The following is a 25,749-nucleotide window of genomic DNA, read 5'->3' on the forward strand; positions in this document are numbered from 1 at the left end:
GGCCGCGCGTCCGCGGGGCGATCGCGGGACGATCGTGGGGCGATCTTCGGGCTCCGGTGGCGGCCTTACGATGGGGGCATGACTGCTTCGTCTGGCCGCCGTGTCCTGCTCGCCGCCCCCCGGGGCTACTGCGCGGGTGTGGACCGCGCCGTGATCGCCGTCGAGAAAGCCCTGGAGCAGTACGGGGCTCCGATCTATGTCCGGCACGAGATCGTCCACAACAAGTACGTCGTGCAGACCCTGGAGAAGAAGGGCGCCGTGTTCGTCGAGCGCACGGAGGAGGTGCCGCCGGGGAACATCGTGATGTTCTCGGCGCACGGCGTGGCCCCCACCGTCCACGAGGAGGCGGAGCGGGGCAACCTGGCCACCATCGACGCCACCTGCCCCCTGGTGACCAAGGTCCACAAGGAGGCCGTCCGGTTCGCCAGCGAGGACTACGACATCCTCCTGATCGGGCACGAGGGCCACGAGGAGGTCATCGGCACCACCGGCGAGGCCCCCGACCACATCCAGCTCGTCGACGGCCCCGAGGACGTCGCGAACGTCGAGGTCCGCGACCCCTCCCGGGTCGTGTGGCTGTCGCAGACCACGCTGTCGGTCGACGAGACCATGGAGACGGTCGACGCGCTCAAGGACAAGTTCCCGCAGCTGCTCTCCCCGCCCAGCGACGACATCTGCTACGCCACGCAGAACCGCCAGCTCGCCGTGAAGCAGATGGGCGCCGAAGCCGACCTGGTGATCGTCGTCGGCTCCCGCAACTCCTCCAACTCCAAGCGGCTGGTGGAGGTCGCCAAGCTCGCGGGCGCGGACCAGGCCTACCTCGTGGACTTCGCCGACGAGGTCGACGAGAGCTGGCTGGAGGGCGTCACCACGGTCGGCGTGACCTCGGGCGCCTCCGTGCCGGAGGTCCTGGTCGAGCAGGTGCTCGAGTGGCTGTCGCAGCGCGGCTTCGAGGACGTGGAGATCGTCAAGGCGGCCGAGGAGTCCATCACCTTCTCCCTGCCCAAGGAGCTCCGCCGGGACCTGCGCGAGGAGGCGGCCGCGCTGGTCGCCGAGCGCGGAGGGTCCGGTACGACGCAGGGGTGACGGTCCGTCGTACGTCGTAACGTGGAGCCATGCAGATCTTCGGCGTGGACATCGGCGGGTCCGGCATCAAGGGCGCTCCTGTGGACCTGGACAGGGGAGACCTGACCCAGGAGCGGCACAAGGTGCTGACCCCGCAACCGGCGACCCCCGACACCGTCGCCGACGGTGTCAAAGAGGTGGTCGACCACTTCGGCTGGACCGGACCGGTCGGGCTGACGTTCCCGGGCGTCGTCACCGGCGGCGCCATGGTCCGTACGGCGGCCAACGTCGACAAGAGCTGGGTCGACACCGACGCACGCGCGTTGTTCGGCGGCCGGCTGGGCGGTCTGCCGGTGACGGTGGTCAACGACGCGGACGCGGCGGGCGTCGCCGAGATGCACTTCGGCGCCGGGCGCGGCCGCAAGGGCACGGTGGTGCTGCTGACCTTCGGCACCGGCATCGGCAGCGCCGTCTTCGTCGACGGCGTCCTCGTCCCCAACACCGAGCTGGGGCATCTGGAGCTGAACGGCCACGAGGCGGAGAAGCGGGCGTCCAGCAAGGCCAAGGACGACCACGAACTCAGCTGGGAGCGCTGGGCGCGCCGGGTGGGGAAGTACCTCGCCCATGTCGAGATGCTCTTCAGCCCGGAGCTGTTCATCGTCGGCGGCGGCGTCAGCCGCAAGTCCGAGAAGTTCCTGCCCCTCATCGAGGGCATCAAGGCGGAGATCGTTCCCGCCCAGTTGCAGAACAACGCGGGGATCGTCGGAGCGGCGATGCACGCGGCGGAGCACGGGTGAGGCGGTAGCCCTCGACGTACTGACGCGCCGACGCGGACGTGCTGACCGCGTCGACGGGTCCAGGCAGGCGCCGGCGGCGCTCCCGTCGGCGGCTCACCCCGGCGCGTCAGCCCGCCACGCGCTTGCGGACCGCCCGCCGCCGCGCTGCCAGCGCCACCCGCCGTACCAGCACCGTCACAACCGTGATCAGCGTCCCCGCGTACAGCCAGGGCGCCTCGGTGGCGAGCGCGGTCACCAGGCCCATCAGCTTGCCGAGGAACCCCACCTCCCCGTCGAGCACGGGCAGCAGCCCCACGGCGAACCCGATCGGCACCACGACGGGCGCGGTCAGCAGGTCGCCCTTGCGCACCCACAGCGCGGTCAGCGCGCACACCGGCAGGAACAGCACCCCGTACGCGGTGGAGGCCCCGTCGAAGAGCAGGAGGTCGAGACCGCCGAGCAGGAACATGACGGCCGCGCAGAACATCCCGGCGCCCAGGCCCGTCAGCCGCGGACCGGACGGCCGTCGCGGCGCGGGTGCCGGGGCCGCCGCCGGAACGGGGGGACGCCGTGCGGCAGGAGGCCGCCGCGCCGGGGGTACCGGCGGCCTGCCTCGTCGCGGTGCGTGCTGCTGCTGTCGCGTCCTGTGCTGCTCCACTGGACCAACCTAGGTCTGTTTATGTGGCGAACAGCCTGCCTGACACGCCGTGCGCGGCAGCCTGGCCAAGCGTTCGAACCGTCGCGGGGCCCGGCTGCGACACGCCGTAGACTGGTGGATCGGCCGCCTGGCCCCCAGTCTCCTCACGTACGGGAAGTCGCAACGTGTCGCTCACGATCGGAATCGTCGGTCTGCCGAACGTCGGCAAGTCGACCCTGTTCAACGCCCTGACCAAGAACGACGTGCTCGCGGCCAACTACCCGTTCGCCACGATCGAGCCGAACGTCGGTGTCGTCGGAGTGCCGGACGGTCGTCTCGCCCAGCTCGCCTCGATCTTCAAGTCGGAGCGGATCCTCCCGGCCACCGTCGACTTCGTCGACATCGCCGGCATCGTGCGCGGCGCCAGCGAGGGCGAGGGCCTGGGCAACAAGTTCCTCGCGAACATCCGCGAGTCGGACGCTATCTGCCAGGTCATCCGCGCCTTCAAGGACGAGAACGTCGTCCATGTCGACGGCAAGGTCTCGCCCAAGGACGACATCGAGACGATCAACACCGAGCTGATCCTCGCCGACCTCCAGACCATCGAGAAGGTCCTGCCCCGGCTCCAGAAGGAGTCGCGGATCAAGAAGGACGTGGCCCCGAAGGTGAAGGCCGTCGAGGAGGCCAAGGAGATCCTGGAGAAGGGCGACACGCTCTTCGCGCACGGCATCGTCCAGGGCAGCGAGCGCGCCGAGCTCCTGCACGACCTGCACCTGCTCACCACCAAGCCCTTCCTGTACGTCTTCAACGTCGACGAGGACGAACTGGTCGACGAGGACTTCAAGAACGAGCAGCGCGCCCTGGTCGCCCCCGCAGAGGCGATCTTCCTCAACGCCAAGCTGGAGGCCGACCTCGCCGAGCTGGACGAGGACGAGGCCCTGGAACTCCTCCAGTCCGTCGGCCAGGACGAGCCCGGCCTCGCCACCCTCGCCCATGTCGGCTTCCGCACCCTTGGCCTCCAGACGTACCTGACGGCCGGCCCCAAGGAGTCCCGCGCCTGGACCATCAAGAAGGGCGCCACCGCCCCCGAGGCCGCCGGTGTCATCCACACCGACTTCCAGAAGGGCTTCATCAAGGCCGAGGTCATCTCCTTCGAGGACCTCCTTGAGTCCGGCTCGGTCGCCGAGGCCCGCGCCAAGGGCAAGGCCCGCATGGAGGGCAAGGACTACGTGATGCGCGACGGGGACGTGGTGGAGTTCCGCTTCAACGTTTAGCCGCTGCCCCGGCGTTGAAGAGTCCGGTTCAGCGACGCAGGTCAGAAGGGGTCGGCCCGGTTCGGGGCCGGCCCCGTCGCTGTGCCTGCTGCCGGATCGGCGCCGGAACCGGCTGGTGGTGCGTCAGTTGAAAGAGGTGTGCCGCACCGTTTTTCCAGTCCCGCGCTTCAAAAGACGAACGCCGGCCACAAGATGAAGTTCCTTGCCGACCTTCAAGAGAGCTGATTCTCTGTATTTCCGGCGCCCACTCTGCTCCGTTTCCCCTTTCTGCGGATCGGAGTGAATCTTCGAATGGAAAGTCCTTCACTCTGTATTGCGGGGATCCCGGCGGCGTATATTTGACCGGGGTGGCTCGCTTACGGGCGAGGAGGCGATATGAGGCTGGACTGGGACGACGCGCGACGCCTCGAGGAAGCGCGCCTCAAATTCCTCAGCGGCGAGCCCGTGGACCTCGCGGTGCGCAGAGCTGTGCTCTTCTCCTGGCAGCGTTGCCGCTTTCGGGGCATCGCGGCGGATCACGTCAGCATCCCCTACTTCGGAAATGTGAACCAGGAGGACAGTGTTCTGTCCATCGCCGGGCCGGCCCTGGACAGACTGCAGTCCCAGTTGTCGGGGATGGATGTTGTCACGGCCCTCTGCAACCCCAAGGCGCAGGTGCTGGAACGCCGGGTGGGTATCCCCGCGCTGAGCCGCTCGCTGGAGGGCCTGCGAGTCGAACCAGGATTCGGTTGGTTGGAAGGAGCCGTCGGGACCAACGGCATTGGTACGGCACTCGCCGACCGGCGCCCGGCCTTCATCCGCGGCAGTGAGCACTTCGCCGATATCAACCGGAATTTCGCCTGCGCGGCAGCGCCCATACGCGATCCGCTCAGCGGACGAGTCCGCGGTGTGATCAATGTGTCAAGCATCAACGATCTCGGCGACCCGGTGATGCTTGTCCTGGTACAGGAGACGGCCAACGCCATCGAACGTCTGCTTCTCGACGACATAGAGGAACACGAGCGATCCCTGCTCCGCGCGTTTCTGCGAGCCCAGCGCAGGACGGCCGGCGGCGCCACGGCGCACCTGATCGCGAGCGACGTCGTCAGCACGGCGGGGGAACTGCTGCGCCGCGACGACCTGGAGGTCCTGCGGAGGGCGGCGGCAGAACTCATCTCCGCCGGACAGGCTGCGGTCGTCGAGGTACCTCTTGCCCGAGGTCGCACCGCCGTGCTGCGCAGCCGACCCGTGGAAGGCGCCACCGACGCCCTCACCGGTTTCGTCGTCGAGGCCCTGCGCGCCGATGGCGCGCTCCAGCGCCTGGAGCCCATGAGCCCTCAGGCCGCGGAGGCAACGCCCAGGCCGGCATCCGTGTCGGCGAGGCCTGCCCCGGCACACGCCTCGCCGTCCGTAGGTGAGCAGCAGGGCGCCGTGGAGGGCGGGCTCGTGGCCGTGGGCGAGCCTGGCATCGGGCGTCTGGCCGTGCGGGCGCGACAACGCCTCGAACTGCTGTGCAGGGCGGCGGAGCGCATAGGCACGACCCTGGACGTGACCAGGACCGCCGAGGAGCTGACCGAGGCAGCGGTCCCGGTCTTCGCCGACTTCGTCACGGTCGACCTCGCCGAGTCCGTGCTCATCGGCGATGAGCCGACGAACCCGGGTGAGGAGATGCGCCGGATCGCCCTCGGTGCCGTCCGCCGGGGGTCACACCTCTACCCGGCGGGGACGCGGATGGAATACACCCCGTCCATGCTGCAGAACCGCTGCCTGACGACCGCGCAGTCGGTTCTCGAACCAGAACTGGAGACGGCCTACGCCTGGACGGCTTACGACCCGGCACGTGCTGAGCAGATCCGTGAGGCGGGGCTGCACTCACTCATCGCCGTCCCTCTGTGCGCCCGGGGTGTCATCCTGGGCGTGGTGACGTTCTACCGCTCCGAGCGGCCTGGTCCCTTCGAGGAGGACGACCTCTCCCTTGCCGAGGAACTCGCGAGCCGGGCAGCGGTGTGCATCGACAACGCCCGCCGCTACACCCGCGAACACACCACCGCTCTGGCTCTGCAGCGGCGCCTGCTCCCGCACACTCTTCCCGAGCAGAACGCCGTGGACGTCGCATGCCACTACCTGCCCGCACAGTCAGCCGTGGGCGGGGACTGGTTCGATGTCATCCCGCTGTCGGGTGCCCGGGTGGCACTCGTCGTCGGTGACGTGGTCGGCCACGGTCTGCAGGCGTCCGCCACGATGGGCCGCCTGCGCACGGCCGTCCGCAACTTCTCGGATTTCGATCTGCCGGTGGACGAGGTGCTCACCCGACTGGACGACTTGGTGGTCCGCCTCGACCTCGACCCGGAGCCCGAAGGGGTCGAGCCGAGTGAGGTCGTCGGCGCGAGCTGCCTGTACGCGGTCTACGACCCCTCCTCAAGGCGCTGCACCCTGGCCCGCGCAGGCCACCCGGCACCGGCCCTGGTCCTCCCCGACGGTACGGTCGACTTCCTCGACGAGCCGGCCGGGCCGCCTCTGGGCCTTGGCGGCCTGCCGTTCGAGACCCTTGATCTGGACCTGCCCGAGGGAAGCCAGCTGATCCTGTACACCGACGGCCTCGTCGAGCACCGGGATCGCGACATCGGGACGGGACTCGAGCACATGCGGAGACTGCTCTGCGGTGCCCGTGGCTCGCCCGGCGAAACCTGCCGAGTGCTGGTCGAAGGTCTGCTGCCCGCCCGACGCGGCGACGACGTCGCCCTGCTCGTCGCACGCACCCGCGCCCTGGACGCGCGGCACATCGCGCGCTGGGATCTCGCCGATGACCCGGCCGCCGTGTCCCACCTGCGGGAGGAGGCCGTTCGTCAGTTGTCCGAATGGCAATTGGAAAGGCTGACCTTCACCACCGAGCTGATCGTCAGCGAACTGGCCACCAACGCCATCCGGTACGCGGCACAGCCGTGCGAGTTGCGGCTCATCCTTGACCGTACCTTGATATGCGAAGTCTCCGACTGCAGCAGTACCTCACCGCGTCTGCGGCGTGCCACCAGCACCGACGAAGGGGGACGAGGGCTGTTCCTCGTCGCCCAACTCGCCCAGCGCTGGGGGACCCGCTACACCCCGACCGGAAAGGTCATCTGGACAGAACAGTCACTGCGCTGAGGGTGCTGGTCACGGACACGGAGATCGTGATCCTCGCGGCCCGCTACCACTACTGAAGCGCCGTCGGCGGCGTCCACGTGGTGCCTTCCCCTACGCGAGGCGATCCAGTTCCTCTGTGATCGCCTCGCGCAGCGTGTCGTGCCGGGGGCCGAGCGCGTACCGCTCGTCGTGCCAGCGCTCGCGCGGATACAGCCACACCGGCCGGCCCACGAGGTCGGCCGGCTCCCAGTCGAAGCGCGGCCACACATGGGCGTGCAGGAACGGATCGGTGTTCCCCAGGATCTCCAGATTGACCCGCCGGAAAGCCGGGTCCAGCCGCCTGCAAGCATCTTCGACGGCCTCCCCCAGCTTGTCCATGTCGGACAGGAACGCCATCCGCCTGTTCTTCGGAAGCTCCGACAGTCGCTGCATCGCGGGATCGTCCACCAGAAGCACCGAGTACCCCGGCAGGAACTGCACGTCCCCGATCACCGCGAAGCCCGCGTCCAGCCTGCGGAGCACGGCGGGGTTCTCACCCCGCAGCGCACTGCCGATACGGTCCTTCCGCCAGTCACCGGTCATGACTGGCGAACGCCTTCCCACAACAGGCGTTCCTCGCTGCGTGGGTCGTTTTCCGGGGTCGGGTCCTCGGTGAAGACCATCGTCGTGCGGGTGGTCGTGTCGTAGGCGGGCCAGCCCGGGGTGCCCGTCTTCGCGAAGGAGAGCCAGGCCGTGTGCATCGCGTTCGCGAGTGGTTGGGGTGGGTGGGAGCCCAGTAGGGGGGTGTATGCGGGGTCGTGGAGGCGGTTGAAGGTGAAGGGGAGTTCCAGGGCGTGGCAGGCGCCCAGGTGACCGTCGAACTGGGGGGAGTGCCAGGCGAATTCGTACAGGTGGGAGCCGGGGACCGACTCGGCCAGGCGGATGGCGGGGATGCGGTAGAACCAGTCCGTCGCCACCGCGGAGAGGAGTTCGCCCGGGGCGGCGGTGGGGCGGGTCGCCCGGTAGACCGGGAGGGCCTTGGCCGGGTCCAGGCCGTATGCCGTCGTTGTGGCGCGGAGCGCGGAGTCGGGAATCGCGTCCAGGAGTCCCGTGGGGACCAGGAACAGGCGGTACTCCTCGCGGTTGCTGCCGATCAGGAGGTCGACGCCGCAGTCCGGGCCGGGCAGGGACAGGCCGGCCGTGACCGGTTCGAAGGGCATCAGGTTGAGCACCGCCTCGCCCCACAGGGCCGGGTCCGGGCGGGCGCTCACCTCCGCGCGGAGTTCGGCCTGGGCGGGGAGGAGGTCGGCCAGGGGGACCGTGGCGAAGGCCTCCAAGGTCGGTTCGATGCCGAGCTTCGCGGCCAGGCGGGCCGTGATCAGGGCCGCCGAGGGCGGGCGCAGGAAGTGGTGGCAGGCGCCGCTCTGCAGGATCGCCCGGTGGAACAGTCCGCGGGCCATGCCGGTGGCCAGCAGGACGCCGATGCTCATCGCGCCCGCCGACTCGCCGAAGACCGTCACCCGGTCGGGGTCGCCGCCGAAGGAGGCGATGTTGGCGCGGATCCAACGCAGGGCGGCCACCTGGTCCAGCAGCCCGCGGTTGTCCGGGACACCCGGCAGGTGGAGGAAACCGTCCGAGCCCAGGCGGTAGTTGAGGGTGACGCAGACGACCCCGCCGCGGGCGAAGGCGCTGCCGTCGTACGCCGACGCCGAACCCGAGCCGTTGGAGAACGCCCCGCCGTGCAGCCACACCATCACCGGCAGGCCGGCCCCCGGCTCCGGGGCGGGCGTCCAGATGTTGAGGTTCAGGCAGTCCTCGCCGGGGATGACGTCCTCCGGGATGAGGGCGTCGAAGGGCGGCGCGTAGGGCGCGTGCGGCACGGTCGGGCCGTAGGCCGTGGCGTCGCGCACGCCCGCCCAGGGCTCGGGCGGGCCCGGCGCCAGGAAGCGGCGGGGGCCGAACGGCGGGGCGGCGTACGGGATGCCCAGGAAGCACGCCACGCCGCCGTCCGCGGAAGTGGAAACACAGCCGCGGACGGCGCCCTGTTCGGTCGTGCATACCGTGGTGCGTGGTGTCATGCCGTGAGGATCCCCCGCAGGGCCGCGCCGAACTCCTCCGGACGTTCCAGATGCACCGCGTGCCCGGCGTCCGGGACGGCGACCTCGCGGACCGTGCCGCCGTGCGCCGCGTAGCGGCCCAGCACATGGCGGGTCTGCGCCACCATCGGCTGCGCGGGGGTCCCGTCCCAGCCGGGCACCGCGCCGATCGCGCCCAGGTGCGCCAGGTCGAACATCGAGGTGTCCGAGACGATCACGTCGTCCTCGCCGCGGATCCACAGCACCGGCGGCTTGGGGTCGATCAGATGCAGCTCGTCGAGGCGGAAGTGCAGCGGGGAAAGGCAGTTGAGAACACCCCGGGTGCCGGGAGCCACGCCAGGCCAGGCCGTCGACGGCACGCTGTCGCCCGGATAGTGGTCGTCGCCGGTCCGCGTGGTGAGCATGGAGTCGACGTAGGCGTCCTCCTGCTCGCCCTCGGGGCGCCACGGCGGCTTGACGTAGCAGGTCGCCAGGACGGAGCGGGGCGCGACCGGGGAGTCCTCGCCGCGCTCGCCCTTGGCCAGCAGCGCGACGAACTCCGGGTTCGCCGTGCCGCCGCCTGAGCCCGCCCCGTCCTCGGAGTTGAGGGTTCCGTCCACCCCGTGCGTGCCACCGAAGCCGTACGGGGAGACCGGGTTGACCAGGGTCAGGGAGCGCACCCTGGCCGGGTGGTCGGACAGGTACTGCATGATCACGCCCCCGCCCATGGACCAGCCCACCAGGTGCGCCCGGTCGATCCCGAGGGCCGCCAGCAGTGCGGCGAGGTCGTCGGCGTGGTCGCGCAGGCCGCGCGTGGCGTCGATGGGCAGCGGGTCGGTGCCGCCGAAGCCGCGCAGGTCCAGCGCGATCGGGCGGTAGCGGTCCGGCAGCAGGGCCATGGTGGGGTGCCAGAAGGCGGACGAGGAGACGTTGCCGTGGACGAAGACGACCGGTTCGCCCTCGTCCCGGAGGTCGGTGACCTGGACGGTCAGGCGGTCGGTGGATACCCGGCGGGTGCGGATGCTGCTGGTCATCGTCATCTGATCCTTTGTCCTTTACGAGAGCCAGGTGGCGACCTGGGCGGCGGCCGAGCCGTTCCAGCCCAGCTCCAGGTGGTTGGCGCCGACGATGGTCGCGGTGCCGCCGACCGTGGGGATGCCGGTGGTGTCGAGCGCGCTGGCGATGAAGACGACACCGTCGCTCGGCCCGCGGTTCTCGTTGAAGATGCCGACGACGGTGGGGGATCCACCGGCCAGCAGGTAGGTGGTGACGGAGGCGGGTACGCCGGCGGCGTGCAGCGGTTTGATCAGCGAGCCGGCGTCGATGGCGGCCTGGATGCCACTGCCCGCGGTGTAGAAGCCCTGGCCGCCGTAGTACGTCGTGTACCAGTCCTGCGCGGCGCCGTCGACCCCGTACCTCCCGTCCCAGCGGGCCAGCATCTGCCGCTGGCCGGGGTAGTTGTCGTAGCCGCCGGAGGGCGTCATCGAGAACTCGGGGTGCGCGGTGTACAGGCCGTAGCAGGTCATCCGCGAGTGCGGGGAGGGAGCGTTGACCGTGCCGCCGCACTCGGGCCAGATGGAGAAGTCGTGCGCCCAGCCGTGCGCGTACGGGTAGTCGTAGCCGCCGTTCGGACCGCCGACGGTGATCAGCCTGCGCACGTCGCCGGCGTACGCCCGTCCCCAGCTCGGCTTCAGCGACGACACGTACGCGCGGGTCGACATCTCGCCCTTGCTCCAGCCGACGAGGTCGACCTTGGTGACGCCGAGCTTCGCCTTGATGGCGGCGATGGCGTCGCCGACGATCTGCGCCTGCATCAGGTTGTCGCCCTGCTTGTGCGCGAAGCCGACGGCGAAGACGCGGTGGCCGCGCGCGGACAGGTACTGCATCAGCCCGGTGGACGGGCAGGACAGGGCGCCGCAGCCGTAGCCGCCCGCCTCGCCCGGGTTGGCCCAGGCTCGGTCCGCGGTGTCGTTGGCGCCGTGCACGAGCAGGACCGGTGTGGTGCGGCTGCCGGTGTTCCAACCGGGTGCCGAGTAGAGCAGGAAGCGGCCGGAGCTCGGGCGGGAGACCCCGCCGAAGTACGTGACGCGCTTTCCGTCCTGGTCGCCGCGGCCGTCGGCCGGATAGCCCTCGGTGCGGAATCCGGGGGTGGTGTCGACGTAGCGCTCCACGCGCTCCCAGCCGTTGGTGACGGTGCCGGCTCCGTAGCTCGCCTCGAGGGTGAGGTAGGACGGCGGTTCGGCGGCCGACGCGGTGCCGGCGCCGGCCACCGGTCCGGCCGCCACGGCCATCAGCAGGGCGAGCAGCATCCGCCACCGGCCCGCACGGCTTCGTCTGTTCGGCATGCTCCCGCCCTCTCCTGCGCGCATCCACGGCTCCGTCCCACCGCGGCGGCCCACATTAGGCAGGGGGCAGGGAGGGAGGGCATGTGTGCGGAACCCATAAGGAGGGCGGTCTATATGGGCCAGCAGCCAGCAGCCAGCAGCCCGCAACCCGCAGCCCACCTCGTACAGCCGGCAGGCGAGTGCCGGGTGGACGAGGTGGGCTGCGCGAGCGGCGGTCCGGCGGCTGAGCCGGCACGGCGGGGAGGGCGGGCTCGAAGTGGAGCCCACCCTCCCCGCCGTGAGATGTCAGGAGACCGCCGGCAGCGGCTCCGCCTCCGCGGTGGCCGGCTGAGCGGCCTCCCGCCGCACGCGGACGGTGTGCAGTCGCGCCGTGCACCAGATGCCAACCGCCGAGATGGCCATCAGCAGCACGGCCGGGGGCCAGTAGTGGCCGTCCGCCAGCGCGGCCAGGGACACACAGACCACCGGTGCGAAGCCGCCGAAGATCAGGTTGCAGACCTGGTACGACAGGGAGATCCCGGTGTAGCGGACGTGCGGTTCGAAGCCTTCGGCGAGGATCGCGGCGATCGGTCCGTACAGGGCCGACATCACGAACCGCATCGCGAGCATCATCAGGTAGATCAGCGCGACGCTGCCCGTGCCCATCACCATGAACTGCGGCGCCGCCAGGACGACGACTCCGGCGAGTCCGGCGATGACGACCTTGTGCGCGCCGACGCGGTCCCCGAGCCAGGCCAGGCCCGGGGTCACGAGCAGTTCGAGGAAGGCCGCCAGCGTCAGGCCGTTGAGCAGCATCGACTCGGACAGGTGCAGGTGCCCGGTGCCGTAGGACAGCAGGTAGCTGGTCACCACGTAGTAGCCGCCGGTGGCCGTGGCCAGGGCGAAGACGCCGACCAGCACGGTACGCCAGGCCTTCTGGAGCACCTCCGCGACCGGCAGCTTGGCCTCACTCCCGCGCTCCTCGCGCTCCTCGCGCACCTCGGACATCACCGGCGAGTCCTCGAGCTTGACGCGGATGACGAGTCCGATGGCGACGAGGACGGCGGAGGCGAGGAACGGCACGCGCCAGCCCCAGCTGAGGAACGCGTCGTGGCCGAAGAGGTTCATCAGGCTGAAGGCGCCGGTGGACAGCAGGGCGCCGACGGACGAACCGAGCTGGGCGAACGAGCCGAAGAAGGTCCTCCTGCCCTTCGGGGCGTTCTCCACCGCGATCAGCACCGCGCCGCCCCACTCGCCGCCGATCGCGACACCCTGGACCAGGCGCAGGACGATGAGCAGGACCGGAGCCAGGGCGCCGACCTGGGCGTAGGTCGGCAGCAGGCCGATGGCGAAGGACGCGATGCCCATCATCAGCAGGGTGATGACGAGGGTCTTCTTGCGTCCCACCCGGTCGCCTATGTGCCCGAACACCACGCCGCCGAGCGGTCGCAGCAGGAAGCCGACGGCGAACGTGCCGAAGGCGGACAGGGTCTTGAGCAGCGAGGGCATGTCCGCGGGGAAGAACACGTCGTTGAAGACGATGGCCGCGGCGGTGGCGAAGGCGTAGAAGTCGTACCACTCGATCGAGGTGCCGGCCAGGGCGGCCAGCGCGGCTCTGCGCGCGTTTCTCGGATCGGGCTGGTGGGTGCGGTCCGGCATGCGGGACCTCCGGCTGAGGGTGGGGACGGGGGAGCGGGAGAGCGGCGCGGTGGTGCGCGCCGCTCCCGGGGGGAAGGGGACGGAGCGGGGACGGGAGCCTCAGCGGCCGGGGGCCGCCCAGGCGCGGGTGCCGCCGATCCAGGTCTCGCGCACGCCGATGCCGGCGAGTTCGTCGGCCGCGGTGTGCAGGGGGTCGGCGTCGAGGACGACGAAGTCGGCGAGCATGCCAGGCGCCAGCGCGCCCACCGCGTGCTCGCGGTGCAGGGCGCGGGCGGCCGCGGCGGTGTGCGCGTGCAGTCCGTCGGCGACCGGCAGCCGCAGTGTCTCGTCGCCCAGGACGGTGCCCAGGACCGTGCGCCGGGTGGCGGCCGCGGAGACCGCCTCCAGCGGGGCGGGCGGGGCGACCGGCGCGTCGGAGCTGAACACGACCGGAACGCCGGCCGTGAGGCAGCGGCCCGCGGGGTTGTAGCGGTGGCCGAGCTCGCCGACGGCGGTCAGCGTGCCGTCGCCGGTCCGCAGGTGGTGCTGCGGCTGCATCACCGGGACGACCCCCAGCGCGCCCATGCGCTCGATCTGCTCGTCGATGGGCAGGCCGCAGTGCTCGATACGGTGCCGCATGTCCGGCCGGGGCCGGTCCGCCTGAGCCTTCTCGACCGCGTCGAGGACCATGCCGATGGCGTACGGGGACTGGGCGTGCGTCGCCGTCTGCAGACCCGCGCGGTGAGCCCGAGCGACGATCTCCGCGTACTCCTCGACCGAGTGGTACAGCTGGCCGTGGTGGCAGCAGTCGGTGGCGTAGCCCTCGGGGAAGTAGGCGGTCCAGCCGCCCAGCGTGCCGTCCGCGTAGAACTTGACGCCCTGCACACGGAACAGGTCGCCGCCGAAGCCGTGGACGACGCCGAGTTCGAGCGCGGTGTCCAGCAGCGCGGAGGTGAGGTACGCCGACACCCGCATGCGCAGGGAGCCGGACTCCTGCGCCCTCAGGTAGGTCTCCATCTCGCGGCGCGAGGCCTGCGCGTCGCCGACCGTGGTGACACCGGCGGCCAGGAAGACCTCCTGGGCGCGCGCCAGATGGTCGGCCATGACGGCGTCCGGTTCGGTGAGGTGGAAGTTCGGGCCGTGGTTGCCGATCTTCACCCCGCCCGGCCCGGTGAGCAGGTCGCACGCGGCGTCCCACAGCTGCCCGTCGGGCTCGCCGGAGGCGAAACGGCCGATGCTGCCCCCCTCGGGATCCGGGGTGCCGGCCGTGATGCCGCAGGTCCGCAGCGTGTGGGAGTTGACGACGCCGCCGTGACCGGAGGCGTTCATGACGTAGACCTCGCGGTCGTCGGCGACGCGGTCGAGGTCATGGCGGGTGGGGTGGCGGTGTTCGGCGAGGCGGCGGTGCTCGTAGCCGAAGCCGCGCACCGGGACTCCGGCGGGCAGGCCGCGGGCGGCCTCGCGCAGCACGTCGACCAGGGTGTCGATGTCCGGTACGCGCTCGGGCCGGCAGTCGACCCAGGCCAGGGCCTGGCCGTACATCACCGGGTGGCAGTGCGCGTCGACGAAACCGGGGTGGACCAGACCGCCGTCGAGCTCCAGCTCGCGGTCCACGCGGCCGAGCGCGGCGCGGGCGTCGTCGGCGGTGCCGACGTGCACGATCCGGTCGCCGCGCACGGCCAGGGCTTCCGCGCGGGTCGTGGTGCCGGCGGCGGCGATCGCGGCGCCGGTCACCAGCAGGGTGCGGTCGGGGGCGTCGAGGGGGTGGTGCATGGGGCCTGCTTTCGACCAGGGGACGCCGAAGGTGCGCGGAGGCGACGCAACGGCTGATTCGTTCGCCTGGACGATAGATAACGAACGACAGATTGGCTAGAGGTGCTTCGCGAAAAAATTTCGGAAGCCATCGGTGGTCTTTGGTTACGGATCGTTCGTCAGAGGGGGTGGCTGTCCGCGGTTCCCGCTCCGGCGTCCGGTGCCGGGGCCGGGGCTCCCGGGTCGTAGCGCTCCTTCACCAGTTCCATGTGCAGCCAGCTCTCCACGCCGCTCACCTGCTCGCACGCCCGCATCCGCTCCAGGGTGGCCAGGAGTGCGGGCAGCGACTCGGCCGTGATGGTGCCGACCAGATCGGCCCGGCCGAGGCAGGCGGACAGGAACGACACGCGGTCCCAGGAGGCGAGCTGCTCGGCCACCGGATCCGCGGGACCGTCCAGGCGCACCGCGAAGCCGCAGAGATGGCCCATGCCCAGCAGTTCGGGCCGCACCAGGGCGAGTACCTTCGCGACGCCGCCGTCGAGCAGCCGCAGCGTGCGGGACCGGGTGGCGCCCGCCGACAGCCCCACCCGGTCGGCGAGTTCGGCGAACGGCAGCCGGCCGTCGCGCTCCAGCTCGTCCAGGATCCGCCGGTCCCGCTCGTCGAGTTCGGCGGCGGCCGGCGGGTCGGGCAGCAGGTAGGGGTCCTTCAGCTGGCGGGTGGTGATCAGCGGATCGACCGTCCGTACGCCCGGCAGGGTGCGCACCCGCTCGATCGCCCGGTCCAGCTCGGCGAACCCCTCGGTGCGCAGCTCGGTCATGATGGCGCGCTGCCCCGCCGTGAGGGTGACGAACGGTGCCTGGGGCATCGCGGCGATGGCGCGCGCCACCGGTCCGGCCGCTCCGTTGGTGTCGATCGACAGGTGCGCCGAGGCGGTCAGCCCGCGCACGGCGGGGTGCACGATGGCCACCACGCGCACCGCGCCGGAGTCCAGCATCCGCTGGACCCGGGCCCGGGTGGCGGGCCGTGACAGGCCCACGCGCTGGGCCAGCGTCTCGTAGGTGAGGCGGCCGTCCGTCTGCAGCTCGCGCACGACGGTGAGGTCGGTGTGGTCCAGATCCACCTGGGCTGTTCCCCTCGGTTCCTTCGGTGTGTCGGCCCGTGGTGCGGCGGCGCCCGGGTCCGGTGTCATTCTCGGGCATCGTCCGCCGGGTCCACCGGCGGGTGATGCGCATCACTGCACGGTCGAGTCAATCACCAATGGACATCAGATCAGTCGAAACGTAAGTTGAGGACGTTCCAAACGGTCGAATCAGTTGAGGAGGTCGCCGTGGGGCAACCCGTGGTCGTCTACACGGACCTGGGCGAGCTGGACCCGGAGCCGGGCGTCCGGCTCCTCACCGACGCGGGTTTCGCCGTGCGGATCGCCGGCAGCCGCGACCCCGAGGCCATCGCGGCCGCGGCCCATGACGCGGTGGCGCTGATCGTCGGCTACGCACGCGTGGACGAGGCCCTCCTCGACCGCCTGCCGCGGCTGCGCGTCCTCGCCACCATGTCGGCCGGGTACGACATGATCGACGCCGCCGCGGCCCGCCGTCGCGGCCTGTGGGTGACCAACCTGCCCGGCACCGCCACCGAGGACGTCGCCGTCCACGCCCTCGCCTCGGCCCTCTCCCTCGTACGCCGACTGCCGCAGGCCGACGCCGTCGTGCGCGGCGGGGGCTGGGCCACCGACTTCGCCAGGGCCGAACTGCCGCGCCGGGCCAGCGGGTTGACGCTGGGACTGGTCGGGATGGGCCGCATCGCCCGGGAACTCGTCCGGATCGCGACTCCCGTCTTCGGCCGCCTCGCCGCCTACGACCCGCAGGCCGACCCCGCCGGATGGCCGGCCGGTGTCGACCGGCTCGGGCTCGACGAACTGGTGGGCGCGGCGGACGTGCTGTCCCTGCACGTCCCGCTCACCGACCGGACCCGGGGCATGGTCGACGACGGACTGCTTGCCCGCATGCGACCGGGCGGCCTGCTGGTGAACGTCGCCCGCGGCGAGCTCGTCGACCCCGAGGCCCTGCTCCGGGCGCTCGACAGCGGCCGGCTCGCCGGAGCCGCCCTCGACGTCCTGCCCGTGGAGCCCCCGCCCGCCGGCGACCCGCTGCGCGGCCACCCGCGCATCCAGCTGTCCCCGCACAGCGCCTTCCTGTCAGACGTCTCGCACCGCGCGTACGTGTGCGAGCCCGCCGAGAACGTCGTCGCCTGGCAGCGCACCGGCCGTCCCCTCACGCCCGTCGTCGACCCCGAGGCCTGAACAGTCCCGAAGGAGCCCCCATGACCGACCTGCTGAGCACGCCCGCCACCCGGAGCCCGGCCGCGCCGGCCCTCGATCCGGCCGCCGAGGAGCTGCGGCTGCGCCGCGAACTGGCCGCCGTCTACCGGCTCGTCGCGCACTTCCGCATGACCGACCTCATCTTCACGCACATCTCGCTGCGGCTGCCGGGCCCGGACCACCACTTCCTGATCAACCCCTACGGCCTGCTGTTCGAGGAGATCACCGCCTCGAACCTGGTGAAGATCGACCTGTCCGGCAACCCGGTCGAGCCGACCCCGTACCCGGTCAACCCGGCCGGTTTCGTCATCCACAGCGCGATCCACGCCGCGCGCGAGGACGCGCACTGCGTGCTGCACACCCACACCAAGGCGGGCTGCGCCGTCGCCGCCCAGCGCGACGGGCTGCTGCCGGTCAACCAGATGTCGATGGAGTTCCACAACCGGGTCGGCTACCACGACTACGAGGGCGTCGCCCTCAACCTCGACGAACAGCGGCGCCTCGTGGCCGACATCGGCGGCCACCCCGCCCTGATCCTGCGCAACCACGGGCTGCTGACGGTCGGCGAGAGCGCGGCCCAGGCGTTCCTGCGCATGTACTACCTGGAGAAGGCCTGCGAGATCCAGGTGACCGCGCAGGCGGGCGGCGGCCCCCTCGTCGTCCCGTCGGCCGAGGTCTGCGAGTACACCGCCCAGCAGCTCGCGGGCGAGGCGACCTCGGACTTCGAGGACGCCGACGCGTACGGACTCGCCTGGGCGGCGCTGCTGCGCCTGCTCGACCGGACCTGCCCCGACTACAAGGACTGACCACCGTCCCCACCGCCCCGGCAGGGAACGCGGTCAGACGAGCCGACGGTGGACGCGCAGCGCCAGGTGCAGGGCCAGCGCCCGGGGCGTTCCCGTCGGATCGCCGCCCAGGAGGTCGAAGGCGCGCTGCAACCGCGCGTAGAGGGACTGGCGTTGCAGATGCAGTTCCGCCGCCGCGCGGGTCTTGTTGAAGCCGGTCTCGAAATACGTCTCCAGGGTGGTGAGCAGGAGGTCGCGTTCCTCGTGCCGCAGGGTGAGCAGGAGCCCGAGCTGTTCCCGTACGAGCCGCTCCGCCGGGATGCGCAGCTCGTCGTCGAGCAGCAACCGCTCCGCACTCAGCTCGGTGGCGTCGACCACTCCGGCCCGGAACGCGCGCGTGGGGCGGCGCACGCACTCCAGCGCCGCGCCCAGCGAGACGGCCGCGTCCTCCAGGGCCGGCATCAGCGGGCCGACGGCGATCGCCGTCCGGTCGGACGAGCGCCACTCGGTGAGATCGGCGACGAGCCGGGCCCGCAGGCCGGCGGCGCCGTTGCGGTCCCGCAGTGACAGGAGCGTATGCACGGCGAGCGGGGACGGCACGTCGACCGCGGTCCGGCCGTAGCGGGACAGCAGATCGTCCAGGCGGCGCAGTTCCGCCGACGGCCCGGTGGCGCGGGCGGCCACCCCGATGACCGGCGCGTCGGCGCTGAAACCGATCGACACGCCCAGCCGGCGGATCCGCTGCGGATGCGCGCCGTCCGCGGCGGCCAGCCGGACGAGTTCACTCGCGGCGAACTCCCGCGGACCCGGAGGCCGGAACCGCAGCAGTGCCAGCTTCAGCGCCTCCACCGTCCGGTCCTGCGCCAGTTCCAGCGTCTCGACGTCCGCGTCGGCGTCCGGGTAGAGCACGAGGGTGGCCGCGGGGACCCCGCGGATCGTCAGCCGCGTCCCCATGCCGCCGAACGGGTTCGGCTCCTCCCGCGCGGGCCCGCTCCCCGGGTCCTCCTCCGGGCTGCTGACGGTGATGAGCCGGTCGTTCGCGTCGAAGACGGCGGCCGCCGCCGACGTGTGCCGCACGAGCGCGTCCAGCACCTCCTGTACGCCACCGCCCTCGGCGAGCAGCTCGGACTGCTCCTGGGAGAGCGCGTCCACCGAGCGCAGCCGCGCCACGGAGTCGTTGATCAGGGCGCCGTTGATCACCTCGGCGACCTCCACGAACGGGACCACCCGCCGCAGTTCGACGACCGGGAACTCCCGCGCGGCCGCCTCCTCGACGAGCGGCGCCGGAACCTCCCGGAGCTCGCCGCCGGTCTCGATCGCGACGCCCGTGACTCCCCGGACGGCCAGGCTCCGGACGTACGCGCGCTGCTCGTCCTCGCCGGCGCGGGCCAGCATGGTGCCGCCGGTCAGCAGCAGCTCACCGCCGCGCAGCAGCGGCGCCACCTCCAGGACCTCGCTGGAGTGGAGCCAGCGCACGGTCCGCTCCAGACCTCGCGATCCGGCCAGGACCCGGGGCTCGGCCGGTGCGAGGCTCGGATGGGCGAGGACCCGCGACAGCGACATCAGCATGACGATTTGTTTAGCACGGCGGGACAACTGTATGACAGATCGTTTCTTGTTCCGTGTGACCGGGACCACCAGGATTGCGGGGCAAGCGGCCCGCCCCAGCGTGCGAACAGGCCGTCTCAACCTGGGGGTCAACCCATGTCTGCTTCTTCCGCACCCTCGTCCCCGCCACCGTCCACCGTCCCCGAGGTCGAGGCCGCGTTGCAGCCCGTCCCGGAGTCGGCCCGGACCAACAGCGTGTCCGGCCAGTTCTGGATCTGGTGCGGCGCCAACATCGCTCCCATCAACTGGGTCCTGGGGGCGCTCGGCGTCAAACTCGGTCTGGGCCTGTCCGACACGCTCATCGTGCTGGTCGTCGGCAACCTCATCGGCATGGCCTTCTTCGGCGTCTTCGTCCTCATGGGCCAGCGCACCGGTGTGACCGGCATGGTCCTGGGGCGCGCCGCCTTCGGACGCCGCGGCAACTATCTGCCCGCCGGCATCCAGGCGTTCCTGGCGATCGGCTGGTGCTCGGTCAACACATGGATCATCCTGGACCTCGTCATGGCCCTGCTGGGCAAGCTCGGCCTGGTCGATCCGCACGGTGCCAACCACGCGTGGAAGATCGCGGTCGCGGCCGTGATCATGGCGGTCCAGGTGTGCATCTCCTGGATCGGCTACCGCGCGATCTCCGCCTTCGAACGCTGGACGGTACCGCCCACCATCGTGGTCCTGGTGGCCATGTCGGTGGTGGCCTGGTTCTTCCTCCACATCGACTGGTCGTACGCGGGCCCGCCCGGACACGTGCTCACCGGCGGCGCGCGCCTGGCCGCCATGACCGGAGTGATGACCGCGATCGGCATCGGCTGGGGCATCACCTGGTTCACCTACGCCGCGGACTACTCGCGCTTCGTCAGCACCGGCATGCCCCGGCGCAGGCTCTATCTGGCCAGCACCCTGGGGCAGTTCATCCCCGTGGTGTGGCTGGGGGTGCTCGGCGCCACCCTCGCCACCAAGAACGGCTCCGTCGACCCGGGCCGCCTCATCGTCGACAACTTCGGGGCGCTCGCCATCCCCGTGCTCCTGCTCGTCCTGCACGGCCCCGTGGCGACCAACATCCTGAACATCTACACCTTCACCGTCGCCACCCAGGCCCTGGACATCCGGGTGCCGCGGCGCACGCTGAGCAGCGTGGTCGGCGTGCTGTCCATGGTCGCCGTGGTCTTCTTCATCTACCAGTCGGACTTCGCCTCCGTCCTCGACACCTGGCTGGTCGGCCTGGTGGCCTGGGTGTCCACCTGGGGCGGCATCATGCTCGTCCACTACTACCGGGTCGAGCGCGGCTCGATCCAGGTCGACCGGCTCTTCGACCCCGTCGGCACCAGGCGGCTGCCCGACGTCAACTGGGCCGGCTACACCGCGTTCTTCGCCGGCGTCCTCGCCACCTGGCTGTTCATGTACGGGGTGATCCCGGTCTTCCAGGGGCCCGTCGCCGTCGCCCTCGGCGGCGTGGACCTGTCGTGGCTGGCCGGCGGGGTCACCAGCGCGACGGTCTACGCGGTGCTCGGACCGCGTGCGGCACGCCCGGCCCGGTCCGCTGTCCTCCCCTCCGTCCCGGAAAGGACCGACGATGAACTTCCCCTGGCCTGACGGTCGCCGCGCCGCCGCCGCGTTCACCTTCGACGTCGACGCCGAGTCGTGCGTCCTCGCGCACGACCCCTCGGCCTCGTCGCGAATGTCGCTGATGACCCACCAGGCCTACGGCCCGCGGGTCGGTGTGCCCAGGCTGCTGCGACTGTTGCGGCGCCAGGACGTGAAGGCCACGTTCTTCGTCCCCGGATTCACCGCCGACACCTATCCCGACATGGTGCGGAGCATCGTCGACGAGGGGCACGAGGTGGCGCACCACGGCTACCTCCACGAGCCGATGCGGGGCATCGGCGCGGCGCGGGAGGCCGAGTACCTCGACCGCGGCCTGGAGGCGCTGGACCGGCTCGGCATCCGCCCGGCCGGCTACCGGGCCCCGTGGTGGGAGATGAACTGGCACACCCCGGACCTGCTCATCGAGCGGGGCTTCCAGTACGACTCCAGCCTGCTCGACGGCGACACGCCGTACCGGCTGCACGGCACTGGGGCGGCGGGCAGCCTGGTCGAGATCCCCGTCGACTGGGGCCTGGACGACTGGGAGCAGTACGCCTTCTACCCCGGCTGGACGGGCAGCGGGGTGATCGAGAGCCCGCGCAAGGTGCACGAGATGTGGCTGCTGGAGGCGCAGGCGCACCACGCCGAGAGCGGCTGCTTCGTCCTGACCAACCACCCCTTCATCTCCGGCCGCCCCTCCCGGGCGGCGGCCCTGGAACGGCTGATCGAGGACGTGCGCGCCCTGGACGGCATGTGGATCACCACGCTGGAGCAGATCGCGGCCCACACGGCCGGGACCGTCAAGGAGGTCCGACGCATCGAGCGCATCGAGGCACCCGACTCACTCACCATGACCCACGGCTAGCACCGGCCGGGCAGCGCCCGACGAACGCGCTGAGCTCCCGCGGAACCGCCTGGGCGGACCGCCGGGAGTTCGGCGCGTTCGGCCTCCGGCGGCCGGGTGTCCGGGGTTGTGGCCGCCGGAGGCCGTGCCGCCGTCCGGCCTCCGGCGGCTCGTACCGTGCGCTGTGGCACAGCCAGGAGTGCGACGTGTCCGGGCCGCCCTCGGATGGGCCTGACCCATCCGTTCGGGCCGGGCTGTCCTCACGGCCGGGGCGGGCCGGGGGGGGGCGGCGGGTTCGGTGTTGGGCGTTCGGTGCGGTGAGGGTGGCTCACGGGCGGGCGGCGCGCGTTCCGCGCGGTCACCCCCGTTGCCGTGGCCCGTCCGGGCTGTGGCCGCCGAGTCGGCGGGTCACCTGGGCGGCGGCGGTGCGTACCGCCTCGCCGAGAAGCGGCAGCCGGTCGGGGGAGACGCGGAAGCGGGGCGTCGAGGCGAGGACGGCCGCGGCCAACTCGCCGCGGTGGTCGAAGACCGGTGCGGCCACGCCCGCCTCCTGCAACGAGGTCTCCCCGTAGTTCGTGGCGTAGCCCTGCCCGTGCATCGCGTCGAGCTGGGACAGATACGCCTCCACCGCCGTCTCGTCGAGCCCGGGCAGGACCAGCGTGCCGCTGGTGAGCAGGGCGCGGACGGTGCCGCCGGGCAACTGGGCCAGGAACACCCGCACCGACGAACTGGCGGCGGTGTGGTACCGGGTGCCCAGCGCGGTGGTGTGCTTGACCTCGTGAGGGCTGGGGACCTGCTCGACGCACACGGCCTCGGAGCCGTTCCACAGCATCAGCGCCGAGGTCTCACCGGTGCGCCGGGTCAACTCCCGCAGCACCGGGTGGGCGACGCGGCGCACATCGAGGTCCGCGAGCAAGGGCCCGGCCATGGCGATGACGCCCAGGCCGAGCCGGAAACGCCGGGAATCGGCGGCCCGTTCGACCAGGCCGGCCTGCTCCAGGGTGGCGAGGACGCGGGAGACGGTGCTCTTGTGCAGACCGACCCGGGCGGCGATGTCGGTGACCCCGAGCAGGGGCTCCCGCGCGCTGAAGCAGAGCAGGACGGAGATCCCGTTGCGCAGGGCGGAGATCCCCCGGTTCTCCGCCGTTGCCGTGTCCTCGCGGCTAGGGTCCGTCCGCCTGTCCGCCATGGGCGCTCCCTCGGTGTGCACGGCACTGCGCGGTGCCGCGCCGCCCCGAGGGGCCGGTGCGGCACCGCGTGCCGTCGGGTTCCCGGTCAGACGCCCAGGATGTTGTGCTCGGGGCCGAAGGGGAACTTGGTGATGTTCTCGGCGCCGTTCTCGGTCACGACCAGGATGTCGTGCTCACGGTAACCACCGGCGCCCGGCTCGCCCTCGGGCACCATGATCATCGGCTCCATGGACACCACCATGTTCGGTTCGAGCACGGTGTCGATGTCCTCGCGCAGTTCGAGCCCCGCCTCGCGGCCGTAGTAGTGGGACAGCACACCGAACGAGTGGCCGTAGCCGAACGTGCGGTTGGGCAGCAGGCCGTGGCCGATGTAGATCTCGTTGAGCGTGTGGGCGATCTCCGCGCAGCTGATCCCCGGCTTGATCAGTTCCAGACCGCGCCGGTGCACCTCGACGTTGACCTCCCACAGTTCGAGCGACCGGGCGTCGGGCTCGCCGTAGAAGAGGGTCCGCTCCAGCGCGGTGTAGTAACCGGAGATCATCGGGAAGCAGTTGAGGCTCAGGATGTCGCCGCGGCCCACCTTGCGGGTGGTGGGCCAGTTGTGGGCGCCGTCGGTGTTGATGCCCGACTGGAACCACACCCAGGTGTCGCGGATCTCGGTGTGCGGGTACGCGCGGGCGATCTCGCGGACCATGGCGTCGGTGCCCGCCAGCGCGACCTCGTACTCCGGGACGCCCTCGTGGATCGCCGCGCGGATGGCCTCGCCGCCCAGGTCGCCGACCCGCGCGCCCTCCTTGATCAGGGCGATCTCCTCATCCGACTTGACCATCCGCTGCCGCATGGCGGCCTGCGCGATGTCGGCGAACTCCGTGCCGGGGAAGGCGGCTTCGAACTTCCGCAGGGTGTCCAGCGGCAGGCTGTCGTGCTCGACGCCGATCCGGCGCGGGGTGACGGCCCGCCCCCTCAGCGTCTCCTTGATGACATGGATGTAGTTGTCGCGGTGCCAGTCGGTGTAGACGACGTTGTCGCCGAAGGTGCGCCGCCACGGCATGCCGGCGTCGATGTTGGCGGAGACGGTGATCTGGTCGTCCGCGGTGACGATCAGCGCGTAGGGGCGGCCGAAGGAGGTGAAGAGGAAGTCGGAGTAGTACTTGATGTTGTGGTACGAGGTGAACAGGGCGACGTCGGCGCCCGTTTCGGCCATCGCCTTGCGGAGCATCGACAGCCGGCGCTCCATCTCGGCGTCGGAGAAGGTCAGTCGCTCCTTCTCACCGTTGCGGATCAGCTTCAGGCGCTCGAGGTCGGCAGCGGACACGGGTAACTCCTTCGCGTCGGTTCTCGTCGGCTTTCATTGGTTCTTCATCGGTCCGGCATCTCTCCTTCGACCGGGGAAGAAGAGCGGTCCGGTGGCGGTGGGGCGGTCCTCAGTGCTCGCGCAGCGGCTCGCGTGAGGTCTCCTTCGAGGCCAGGACGGCCCAGAGCGAGACCAGCGCGGCGGCGACGAGGTACCAGGCGGGGGAGAGGCTGCTGCCGGTCCAGGAGATGAGCAGCGTGGCGACGAACGCCGCGGTCCCGCCGAAGAGGGCGTTCGCCAGGTTGAAGCTGATGGCGAAACCGCTGTAGCGGACCCGGGTCGGGAACTGCTCGGCGAGGAAGCTCGGCAGCGTCCCGTCGTTGAGGGTGAGCATGCCGCCGAGCAGCACCTGGATCGCGATGACGGTCAGCAGCCCGGCGCCGTCCAGCAGCATGAACGCCGGCACGGTGCACAGCGTGAACAGGGAGGACGCCGTGATCAGCATCTTCTTCCGGCCGAACCGGTCCGAGGCCAGGCCGGTGAGGAAGACGAAGGCGATGTACGCCGTGAGCGAGATGGTGGTGGCGAGGAACGACTCGGTGGTGCCGAAGTGGAGTTCCTCTGACAGGTACGTCGGCATGTAGCTGAGCAGCATGTAGAAGCCGACCGCGTTGAGCACGGTGGCGCCCATCGCGAGGACCAGCGGGCGCCGGTTGGCGCGCAGCATCTGCTTGGCCGGGGTCCGCACGACGTCCTGCTCCTCCAGGGCGCGGAACGCCGGGGTGTCCTCCAGCCGCATCCGGATGTAGCGGCCGATCAGGCCCATCGGAGCGGCGAGCAGGAAGGGCAGGCGCCAGCCCCAGCCGTGCATCTGGTCCTCGGAGAGGACCCCGGTGAGCAGGGCCGCGAGCAGGGAGCCGAGCAGCAGTCCCGAGGCGGTGCTGGCCGGGACCACGGAGGCGTACAGACCGCGCCGTCCGGCGGGCGCGTACTCGACCAGGAAGGCGGAGGCGCCGGCGTACTCACCGGAGGCGGAGAACCCCTGGACGACCCGGACCACCAGGAGCAGCAGGGGTGCGAACAGGCCGACCGCGTGATACGTGGGCAGCAGGGCGATGCAGAAGGTCGCCACCGACATGATCACGATGGACAGCGAGAGCGCGCTGCGCCGGCCGACCTTGTCGCCGATGTGTCCCCAGACGAAACCGCCGAGGGGGCGGACGAGGAAGGAGACGGCGAAGACGCTGAAGGTCGCCAGCAGGGCCGTCGTGCGGTCGGTGTCGGGAAAGAAGACCGTGGAGATGGTCGCCGCCAGATAGCCGTAGGCGGCGTAGTCGAACCACTCGACGAAGTTGCCGATGAAGCTGGCCGCCACCACGCGGCGGCGTACCGCGGTGCCGTCGGCGGGTGAGCCGGCCATGTCGTCGGCGGAGGGGGCGAGCGGCGGGGGTGGATCGGGCGGCTGGGGCCGCACCGGGGCGTTTGGCTGGTCGTTCATGGAACGGACTCC

Annotated in this window: 20 protein-coding genes; 8 read left to right on the forward strand and 12 right to left on the reverse strand. The window is 71.1% G+C overall.

Annotated elements, in window-relative coordinates; genetic code table 11:
• The first annotated feature begins 78 nt into the window (after positions 1-78).
• Positions 79-1,086, forward strand: coding sequence for a 4-hydroxy-3-methylbut-2-enyl diphosphate reductase (locus tag ACWEK3_RS24920; protein ID WP_450539369.1), 1,008 nt, complete (start codon positions 79-81; stop codon positions 1,084-1,086).
• Positions 1,087-1,115: 29 nt separating this feature from the next.
• On the forward strand, positions 1,116-1,862 hold the full coding sequence (gene ppgK, locus ACWEK3_RS24925; RefSeq protein WP_450539370.1) for a polyphosphate--glucose phosphotransferase: 747 nt from the start codon (positions 1,116-1,118) through the stop codon (positions 1,860-1,862).
• Positions 1,863-1,968: 106 nt separating this feature from the next.
• On the opposite strand, the gene ACWEK3_RS24930 is transcribed toward ppgK, so the two are convergent.
• Positions 1,969-2,328, reverse strand: a complete 360-nt coding sequence (locus tag ACWEK3_RS24930; protein ID WP_450539371.1) for a DUF6542 domain-containing protein — start codon at positions 2,326-2,328, stop codon at positions 1,969-1,971.
• A gap of 335 nt (positions 2,329-2,663) precedes the next feature.
• Between ACWEK3_RS24930 and ychF the strand changes: the two genes are divergently transcribed.
• Together ychF and ACWEK3_RS24940 are read left to right on the forward strand one after the other, a co-directional pair.
• Positions 2,664-3,752 carry a redox-regulated ATPase YchF gene (gene ychF / locus ACWEK3_RS24935; protein WP_376542624.1) on the forward strand — a complete coding sequence of 363 codons (1,089 nt, stop codon included), beginning with the start codon at positions 2,664-2,666 and terminating at the stop codon, positions 3,750-3,752.
• A gap of 375 nt (positions 3,753-4,127) precedes the next feature.
• Positions 4,128-6,875 (forward strand): SpoIIE family protein phosphatase, encoded by a 2,748-nt coding sequence (locus ACWEK3_RS24940; RefSeq protein ID WP_453250626.1) that lies wholly within the window; start codon positions 4,128-4,130, stop codon positions 6,873-6,875.
• A gap of 90 nt (positions 6,876-6,965) precedes the next feature.
• Here the strand turns inward: ACWEK3_RS24940 and ACWEK3_RS24945 are convergent, their stop codons facing one another.
• From ACWEK3_RS24945 to ACWEK3_RS24975, 7 genes are all read right to left on the reverse strand, one after another.
• Positions 6,966-7,436 carry an HIT family protein gene (locus ACWEK3_RS24945; protein ID WP_453250627.1) on the reverse strand — a complete coding sequence of 157 codons (471 nt, stop codon included), beginning with the start codon at positions 7,434-7,436 and terminating at the stop codon, positions 6,966-6,968.
• Positions 7,433-8,911: a carboxylesterase/lipase family protein gene (locus ACWEK3_RS24950; protein ID WP_453250628.1), complete on the reverse strand. Its 1,479-nt coding sequence runs from the start codon at positions 8,909-8,911 to the stop codon at positions 7,433-7,435. Before ACWEK3_RS24950 ends, ACWEK3_RS24945 begins: the two co-directional genes overlap by 4 nt.
• Positions 8,908-9,942: an alpha/beta fold hydrolase gene (locus ACWEK3_RS24955; protein WP_453250629.1), complete on the reverse strand. Its 1,035-nt coding sequence runs from the start codon at positions 9,940-9,942 to the stop codon at positions 8,908-8,910. The genes ACWEK3_RS24950 and ACWEK3_RS24955 overlap by 4 nt, the downstream gene beginning before the upstream one ends.
• A 21-nt stretch (positions 9,943-9,963) precedes the next feature.
• Complete coding sequence (locus tag ACWEK3_RS24960; protein ID WP_453250630.1) at positions 9,964-11,253, reverse strand: esterase/lipase family protein; 1,290 nt, start codon at positions 11,251-11,253, stop codon at positions 9,964-9,966.
• 285 nt (positions 11,254-11,538) lie between these two features.
• The gene (locus ACWEK3_RS24965; protein WP_453250631.1) at positions 11,539-12,891 is read right to left on the reverse strand and encodes an MFS transporter; all 1,353 of its coding nucleotides are present in this window, start codon (positions 12,889-12,891) and stop codon (positions 11,539-11,541) included.
• Between the two features lie 99 nt (positions 12,892-12,990).
• Positions 12,991-14,643: an amidohydrolase gene (locus tag ACWEK3_RS24970; protein ID WP_453250632.1), complete on the reverse strand. Its 1,653-nt coding sequence runs from the start codon at positions 14,641-14,643 to the stop codon at positions 12,991-12,993.
• Positions 14,644-14,801: 158 nt separating this feature from the next.
• On the reverse strand, positions 14,802-15,743 hold the full coding sequence (locus tag ACWEK3_RS24975; protein ID WP_453250633.1) for an Lrp/AsnC family transcriptional regulator: 942 nt from the start codon (positions 15,741-15,743) through the stop codon (positions 14,802-14,804).
• 207 nt (positions 15,744-15,950) lie between these two features.
• On the opposite strand from ACWEK3_RS24975, the gene ACWEK3_RS24980 reads away from it, so the two are divergent.
• Together ACWEK3_RS24980 and ACWEK3_RS24985 are read left to right on the forward strand one after the other, a co-directional pair.
• Complete coding sequence (locus ACWEK3_RS24980) at positions 15,951-16,922, forward strand: C-terminal binding protein (RefSeq protein WP_450539386.1); 972 nt, start codon at positions 15,951-15,953, stop codon at positions 16,920-16,922.
• Between the two features lie 20 nt (positions 16,923-16,942).
• On the forward strand, positions 16,943-17,746 hold the full coding sequence (locus ACWEK3_RS24985; RefSeq protein ID WP_450539388.1) for a class II aldolase/adducin family protein: 804 nt from the start codon (positions 16,943-16,945) through the stop codon (positions 17,744-17,746).
• Positions 17,747-17,779: 33 nt separating this feature from the next.
• Here the strand turns inward: ACWEK3_RS24985 and ACWEK3_RS24990 are convergent, their stop codons facing one another.
• Complete coding sequence (locus ACWEK3_RS24990) at positions 17,780-19,294, reverse strand: PucR family transcriptional regulator (RefSeq protein WP_453062317.1); 1,515 nt, start codon at positions 19,292-19,294, stop codon at positions 17,780-17,782.
• 135 nt (positions 19,295-19,429) lie between these two features.
• Between ACWEK3_RS24990 and ACWEK3_RS24995 the strand changes: the two genes are divergently transcribed.
• Together ACWEK3_RS24995 and ACWEK3_RS25000 are read left to right on the forward strand one after the other, a co-directional pair.
• Positions 19,430-20,920, forward strand: a complete 1,491-nt coding sequence (locus ACWEK3_RS24995; RefSeq protein WP_453250634.1) for a purine-cytosine permease family protein — start codon at positions 19,430-19,432, stop codon at positions 20,918-20,920.
• The gene (locus tag ACWEK3_RS25000) at positions 20,901-21,776 is read left to right on the forward strand and encodes a polysaccharide deacetylase family protein (RefSeq protein WP_453250635.1); all 876 of its coding nucleotides are present in this window, start codon (positions 20,901-20,903) and stop codon (positions 21,774-21,776) included. Before ACWEK3_RS24995 ends, ACWEK3_RS25000 begins: the two co-directional genes overlap by 20 nt.
• A gap of 337 nt (positions 21,777-22,113) precedes the next feature.
• Here the strand turns inward: ACWEK3_RS25000 and ACWEK3_RS25005 are convergent, their stop codons facing one another.
• From ACWEK3_RS25005 to ACWEK3_RS25015, 3 genes are all read right to left on the reverse strand, one after another.
• A complete protein-coding gene (locus tag ACWEK3_RS25005; RefSeq protein WP_453250636.1) occupies positions 22,114-22,944 on the reverse strand; it encodes an IclR family transcriptional regulator in 831 nt (276 codons plus the stop codon).
• Positions 22,945-23,030: 86 nt separating this feature from the next.
• Complete coding sequence (locus ACWEK3_RS25010) at positions 23,031-24,260, reverse strand: M24 family metallopeptidase (RefSeq protein WP_453250637.1); 1,230 nt, start codon at positions 24,258-24,260, stop codon at positions 23,031-23,033.
• A gap of 109 nt (positions 24,261-24,369) precedes the next feature.
• A complete protein-coding gene (locus ACWEK3_RS25015) occupies positions 24,370-25,737 on the reverse strand; it encodes an MFS transporter (RefSeq protein WP_453250638.1) in 1,368 nt (455 codons plus the stop codon).
• Positions 25,738-25,749 lie beyond the last annotated feature (12 nt).

It is taken from the genome of Streptomyces sp. NPDC004721 (assembly GCF_053601495.1).

Bases quoted from the DNA above. Each gene is read 5' to 3' on its own strand.
- ACWEK3_RS24920 (WP_450539369.1), top strand. From the start codon at position 79: ATGACTGCTTCGTCTGGCCGCCGTGTCCTGCTCGCCGCCCCCCGGGGC.
- ppgK (WP_450539370.1), top strand. From the start codon at position 1,116: ATGCAGATCTTCGGCGTGGACATCGGCGGGTCCGGCATCAAGGGCGCT.
- ACWEK3_RS24930 (WP_450539371.1), bottom strand. From the start codon at position 2,328: ATGTTCTGCGCGGCCGTCATGTTCCTGCTCGGCGGTCTCGACCTCCTG.
- ACWEK3_RS24940 (WP_453250626.1), top strand. From the start codon at position 4,128: ATGAGGCTGGACTGGGACGACGCGCGACGCCTCGAGGAAGCGCGCCTC.
- ACWEK3_RS24945 (WP_453250627.1), bottom strand. From the start codon at position 7,436: ATGACCGGTGACTGGCGGAAGGACCGTATCGGCAGTGCGCTGCGGGGT.
- ACWEK3_RS24950 (WP_453250628.1), bottom strand. From the start codon at position 8,911: ATGACACCACGCACCACGGTATGCACGACCGAACAGGGCGCCGTCCGC.
- ACWEK3_RS24955 (WP_453250629.1), bottom strand. From the start codon at position 9,942: ATGACCAGCAGCATCCGCACCCGCCGGGTATCCACCGACCGCCTGACC.
- ACWEK3_RS24960 (WP_453250630.1), bottom strand. From the start codon at position 11,253: ATGCCGAACAGACGAAGCCGTGCGGGCCGGTGGCGGATGCTGCTCGCC.
- ACWEK3_RS24965 (WP_453250631.1), bottom strand. From the start codon at position 12,891: ATGCCGGACCGCACCCACCAGCCCGATCCGAGAAACGCGCGCAGAGCC.
- ACWEK3_RS24970 (WP_453250632.1), bottom strand. From the start codon at position 14,643: ATGCACCACCCCCTCGACGCCCCCGACCGCACCCTGCTGGTGACCGGC.
- ACWEK3_RS24985 (WP_450539388.1), top strand. From the start codon at position 16,943: ATGACCGACCTGCTGAGCACGCCCGCCACCCGGAGCCCGGCCGCGCCG.
- ACWEK3_RS24990 (WP_453062317.1), bottom strand. From the start codon at position 19,294: ATGCTGATGTCGCTGTCGCGGGTCCTCGCCCATCCGAGCCTCGCACCG.
- ACWEK3_RS24995 (WP_453250634.1), top strand. From the start codon at position 19,430: ATGTCTGCTTCTTCCGCACCCTCGTCCCCGCCACCGTCCACCGTCCCC.
- ACWEK3_RS25000 (WP_453250635.1), top strand. From the start codon at position 20,901: ATGAACTTCCCCTGGCCTGACGGTCGCCGCGCCGCCGCCGCGTTCACC.
- ACWEK3_RS25005 (WP_453250636.1), bottom strand. From the start codon at position 22,944: ATGGCGGACAGGCGGACGGACCCTAGCCGCGAGGACACGGCAACGGCG.
- ACWEK3_RS25015 (WP_453250638.1), bottom strand. From the start codon at position 25,737: ATGAACGACCAGCCAAACGCCCCGGTGCGGCCCCAGCCGCCCGATCCA.